Annotated in this window: 5 protein-coding genes; 2 read left to right on the forward strand and 3 right to left on the reverse strand. The window is 63.1% G+C overall.

Annotated features, from left to right (window positions below; genetic code table 11):
- The 3 genes from EOA60_RS19510 to EOA60_RS19520 form a co-directional block, all read right to left on the reverse strand.
- A partial coding sequence (locus tag EOA60_RS19510; RefSeq protein ID WP_128311753.1) for a homoserine dehydrogenase occupies window positions 1–703 on the reverse strand: 703 nt, incomplete at its 3' end.
- Between the two features lie 47 nt (window positions 704–750).
- Window positions 751–1,968 carry an LL-diaminopimelate aminotransferase gene (locus EOA60_RS19515; protein WP_095779221.1) on the reverse strand — a complete coding sequence of 406 codons (1,218 nt, stop codon included), beginning with the start codon at window positions 1,966–1,968 and terminating at the stop codon, window positions 751–753.
- A 49-nt stretch (window positions 1,969–2,017) separates the two neighbouring features.
- Window positions 2,018–2,428 (reverse strand): hypothetical protein, encoded by a 411-nt coding sequence (locus EOA60_RS19520; RefSeq protein WP_164748201.1) that lies wholly within the window; start codon window positions 2,426–2,428, stop codon window positions 2,018–2,020.
- A 97-nt stretch (window positions 2,429–2,525) separates the two neighbouring features.
- On the opposite strand from EOA60_RS19520, the gene phaC reads away from it, so the two are divergent.
- Window positions 2,526–4,367, forward strand: coding sequence for a class I poly(R)-hydroxyalkanoic acid synthase (gene phaC / locus EOA60_RS19525; RefSeq protein ID WP_095826123.1), 1,842 nt, complete (start codon window positions 2,526–2,528; stop codon window positions 4,365–4,367).
- Between the two features lie 47 nt (window positions 4,368–4,414).
- A partial coding sequence (locus EOA60_RS38275) for a hypothetical protein (protein ID WP_206628169.1) occupies window positions 4,415–4,671 on the forward strand: 257 nt, incomplete at its 3' end.

A 4,671-nucleotide genomic window follows, 5' to 3' on the forward strand; every position in this document is an offset into this window, starting at 1 on the left:
GGGTGATGTTGGAGATGCCCTCCATGTAAATGTCGTTGGCGGCGATCTTCGTGCCGAACGCAAGGCTGGTCAGGATCGACAGCTTGTGCGCCGTGTCATGGCCTTCGATGTCGAAGGTCGGGTCCGCTTCGGCATAGCCGAGGCGCTGCGCGTCCTTGAGGCAGGCATCGAAAGAGATGCCTTCGGCCTCCATGCGGGTCAGAATGTAGTTGCAGGTGCCGTTGAGGATACCGAAGACGCGGGTGACCTGGTTGCCGGCCATCGCCTCGCGCATCGTCTTGATGACCGGGATGCCGCCGGCCACCGCAGCCTCGTAGTTGAGCAGCACGCCCTTCTTCTCGGCGACCTCGGCGAGTTGCACGCCGTGCTTGGCCAACAGCGCCTTGTTGGCCGTCACGACATGGCGGCCGGCCTCGAGCGCCGCCTTGACCGATGCACGCGCTGGCCCTTCGTCGCCGCCGATCAGCTCGACGAAGACATCAATGTCGGCCTTCTCGGCCATCTTCGCGGCATCGTCGAACCATTTGGTGCCGCCCAGATCGACACCGCGGTCCCGCTTCGGATCGCGCGCCGAAACCGCTGCGACGACAATGTCGCGACCGCATTGGCGGGTGAGCTCGGCGGCCTTGTCGTTGAGCACGCGCGCCACCGAGGCGCCCACCGTGCCAAGGCCGGCAATTCCAACACGCAACGCTTCAGCCATGTCCGGCGACGCCCCTCAAAGATTGGTCGGTGTGATGTGCGGTAAATTCAGCGGCGCGCGGTGAGCGGCACAACATTGTTGGGCTGCTTGGCGGTCGAGGCCAGGAAGCGCTTGATGTTGCGCGCCGCCTGGCGGATCCGGTGCTCGTTCTCGACCAGCGCCACACGAACAAAATCGTCGCCATGCTCACCGAAGCCGATGCCCGGCGCCACCGCGACGTCGGCGTGCTCGATGAGCAGCTTGGAGAATTCGAGCGAGCCGAGCTGGCGGAACTGTTCCGGAATCGGCGCCCAGGCGAACATCGAGGCCGCCGGCGCCGGAATGGTCCAGCCGGCACGGCCGAAGGAATCGACCATCACATCGCGCCGCTTGTGATAGATCTCGCGCACCTCGGCGATGTCGGCACCGTCGCCGTTGAGCGCATGCGCCGCCGCGACCTGGATCGGCGTGAAGGCGCCGTAGTCGAGATAGGATTTGACGCGCGTCAGCGCCGCGATCAGCCGCTCGTTGCCGACCGCGAAGCCCATACGCCAGCCGGGCATGGAAAAAGTCTTCGACATCGAGGTGAACTCGACGCAGACATCCATCGCCCCTGGAACCTGGAGCACCGAAGGCGGCGGATTGCCGTCGAAATAGATCTCGGAATAGGCAAGGTCCGACAGGATGATGATGTCGTTCTTCTTCGCGAAGGCGACCACGTCCTTGTAGAAATCGAGCGAGGCGACAAGCGCTGTCGGGTTCGACGGATAGTTGAGGATCAGCGCCAGCGGCCTCGGAATCGAGTGGCGGATGCCGCGCTCGACCGCCGGGATGAAGCCGTCATCCGGTTCCACCTGCAGCGACCGGATGACGCCGCCCGACATGATGAAGCCGAAGGCGTGGATCGGGTAGGTCGGATTGGGGCACAGGATGACGTCGCCGGGCGCGGTGATCGCCTGCGCCATGTTGGCAAAGCCCTCCTTCGAGCCGAGCGTCGCCACCACTTGCGTGTCTGGATTGAGCTTCACGCCGAAGCGGCGGGCATAGTAGTTCGCCTGGGCGCGGCGCAGGCCCGGAATGCCGCGCGAGGACGAATAGCGATGCGTGCGTGGATCGCGCACCACTTCGCATAATTTGTCGACGATGGCCTTCGGCGTCGGCAGGTCCGGATTGCCCATGCCAAGGTCGATGATGTCGGCACCGCGCGAGCGGGCGCTGGCCTTCAGCCGATTGACCTGCTCGAACACGTAAGGCGGAAGCCGGCGGACCTTGTGAAATTCTTCCATTGGAGTTCCAGACGAGCAAAGGGGGCGCTTTTCGGCGCGCGATATAGACCTAATTGCAGTTAGGGTCGAGGGCGGGATCGCATTTGCCTTCGATCTGCTTCAGCGCGTCGTCGCCATGCGTCCTGGCGAGTGCGTTCAGCGCTGCCGTATTGGCGGCTGGCTTCGCGCCGCCGCCCTTGGCAAGCTGCGCCTGCTGCTCGGCCTTGAGCTGGGCAAGCTTGGCTGCAGTCTCTTCCTTCGTGAGCTGCTTGGCGGCTACCGGCGGCGGAATGTTGAGGTTCGGATAGGAGCCGGTGTCCTTCGGCCCCTCGGTCACCGCGGTCGGCCTTGCATTGCTGGCGTTGCTGCTGGTCTCGCAGCCGCCCGCGAGCAACGGCGTGCACAGCACCGCGGCTGCGGCGGCGATGCGGCAAATCGAACCGGCGCCGAGAAAATAAGTCCCGCCAAAATTAATCGTCATATTGTTTTCCTGGCAGCCGGGTTAGAGCGTGTTGGACCCGGTCAGATGTCCCATGGTAATATGTCAAGAAAACGCTCCGGGAGGAACCCCGCGAACCATGTCCAAAGCGCCCGATTCGGACAAAGCGGAAAATGGCGGACCTTCGACCGTCGAGCAATATCTGGTGAAAGATCCCGAACGCTTCGCGTTGAACATGGCGCGCATGATCGAGCAGGCCGGCAAGGCGGCCTCCGCCTGGGCCGAGCCGCGCGAAAAGGGTGAGGTGCGCGACCACGTCGCCGAACCCGTGGTCGACATGGTCAAGACCTTCTCCAAGCTCTCGGAGTACTGGCTGGCCGACCCGCAGCGCGCGCTTGAAGCCCAGACGCGGCTTTTCGCGGGCTACATGACGGTCTGGGCGAACGCCATCCAGAAGGTCAGCCCCAACTCCAACGCCGAAGCCCCCGAGGACGCGGTCAAGCCCGAGCGCGGCGACAAGCGCTTCCAGGATCCGGAATGGGGCCGCAATGCCTTCTTCGACTTCCTGAAACAGGCCTATCTCGTCACCTCGCGCTGGGCCTCGGATCTCGTCGATCATGCCGAGGGCCTGGACGAGCACACCCGCCACAAGGCGAGCTTCTACGTCAAGCAGGTTTCCAACGCCATCGCGCCGTCGAATTTCATTCTGACCAATCCCGAGCTGTTCCGCGAGACCGTCGCCTCCAACGGCGAGAATTTGGTGCGCGGCATGAAGATGCTGGCCGAGGACATCGCCGCCGGCAGGGGCGACCTGAAGCTGCGCCAGGCGGACTACGCGCCGTTCGAGATCGGCAAGAACATTGCCACGACACCCGGCAAGGTCATTGGCCGCAGCGATGTCGCCGAGATCATCCAATACGATCCGACGACGGAGACGGTGCTGAAGCGCCCCCTGCTCATTTGCCCCCCGTGGATCAATAAATACTATATCCTCGACCTCAACCCGCAGAAATCCTTCATCCGCTGGGCAATCGAGCAGGGCCACACGGTCTTCGTCATCTCCTGGATCAACCCGGACGAGCGCCACGGCGCCAAAGGCTGGGAGGCCTATATCCGCGAGGGCCTGCAATATGGCCTCGACATGGTCGAGAAGGCGACCGGCGAGAAGGAGGTCAACGCCATCGGCTATTGCGTCGGCGGCACGCTATTGGCCGCGGCGCTCGCGCTGCTGGCGCAGGAAGGCGACCACCGCATCAGGTCGGCGACCTTCTTCACCACTCAGGTCGACTTCACCTATGCCGGCGATCTCAAGGTCTTCGTCGACGAGGACCAGGTTGCCGCGGTCGAGCGATCGATGAGCGAAAAGGGCTATCTCGACGGCACCAAGATGGCGACCGCCTTCAACATGCTGCGCTCGGGCGACCTGATCTGGCCTTATGTCATCAACAACTATATGCGCGGCAAGGACCCGCTGCCCTTCGACCTGCTCTACTGGAATGCCGATTCGACCCGCATGGCGGCGGCCAACCATTCCTTCTATCTGCGCAATTGCTATCTCGAGAACAATCTCTCCCGCGGCACGATGGAGCTTGCCGGCCGCACCGTCTCGCTGGCCGACATCACGATCCCTGTCTACAACCTCGCCACGAAGGAAGACCACATCGCGCCGGCGCTTTCGGTGTTCCTCGGCTCGCGCTATTTCGGTGGCGACGTCGAATATGTCATGGCGGGCTCCGGCCACATCGCCGGCGTCGTCAATCCGCCGGCGGCGCACAAGTACCAGTACTGGACCGGCGGCAAGCCGGTGGGGGATTTCAGCACCTGGTTCGCCGGCGCGCACGAGCATGCCGGCTCATGGTGGACGCACTGGCAGCACTGGATCGAAAGCCAGGACAACATCCATGTGCCCGCCCGCAAACCCGGCAAGCGTATGAAAACCTTGGGGGACGCGCCGGGCACCTATGTCAAGGTGCGTGTGTAACCGGCTGTAATGTCTGGTGAGTTGACGGGCCGCCCAAACAGGGCGAAATGGTGCTGTTAATCGTTTTCGTAGCCTCAGCTCGCCTGCAGACAAACAATAAATCCGAGGCTTTGCAGATCGATACAGATCCCGTTTCCGGTTCGGGAACAGGAGGTCGCCGCCAGAGGCACTGGAGTGCTGCGGCGACGATGTACGGACCGGATGCCGAGGGGGAATTTTATTTTGAAATCAGCAGGTTGGCGCCTCGCACGAAGGGAAAGCCGCAGCATCGTGGCAGCGCTTTTATCCGTGCTTCTGGCCTCCT

Source organism: Mesorhizobium sp. M1A.F.Ca.IN.020.06.1.1 (genome assembly GCF_004023265.1).
Lineage (GTDB): Bacteria > Pseudomonadota > Alphaproteobacteria > Rhizobiales > Rhizobiaceae > Mesorhizobium.

Bases quoted from the DNA above. Each gene is read 5' to 3' on its own strand.
- EOA60_RS19515 (WP_095779221.1), bottom strand. From the start codon at position 1,968: ATGGAAGAATTTCACAAGGTCCGCCGGCTTCCGCCTTACGTGTTCGAG.
- EOA60_RS19520 (WP_164748201.1), bottom strand. From the start codon at position 2,428: ATGACGATTAATTTTGGCGGGACTTATTTTCTCGGCGCCGGTTCGATT.
- phaC (WP_095826123.1), top strand. From the start codon at position 2,526: ATGTCCAAAGCGCCCGATTCGGACAAAGCGGAAAATGGCGGACCTTCG.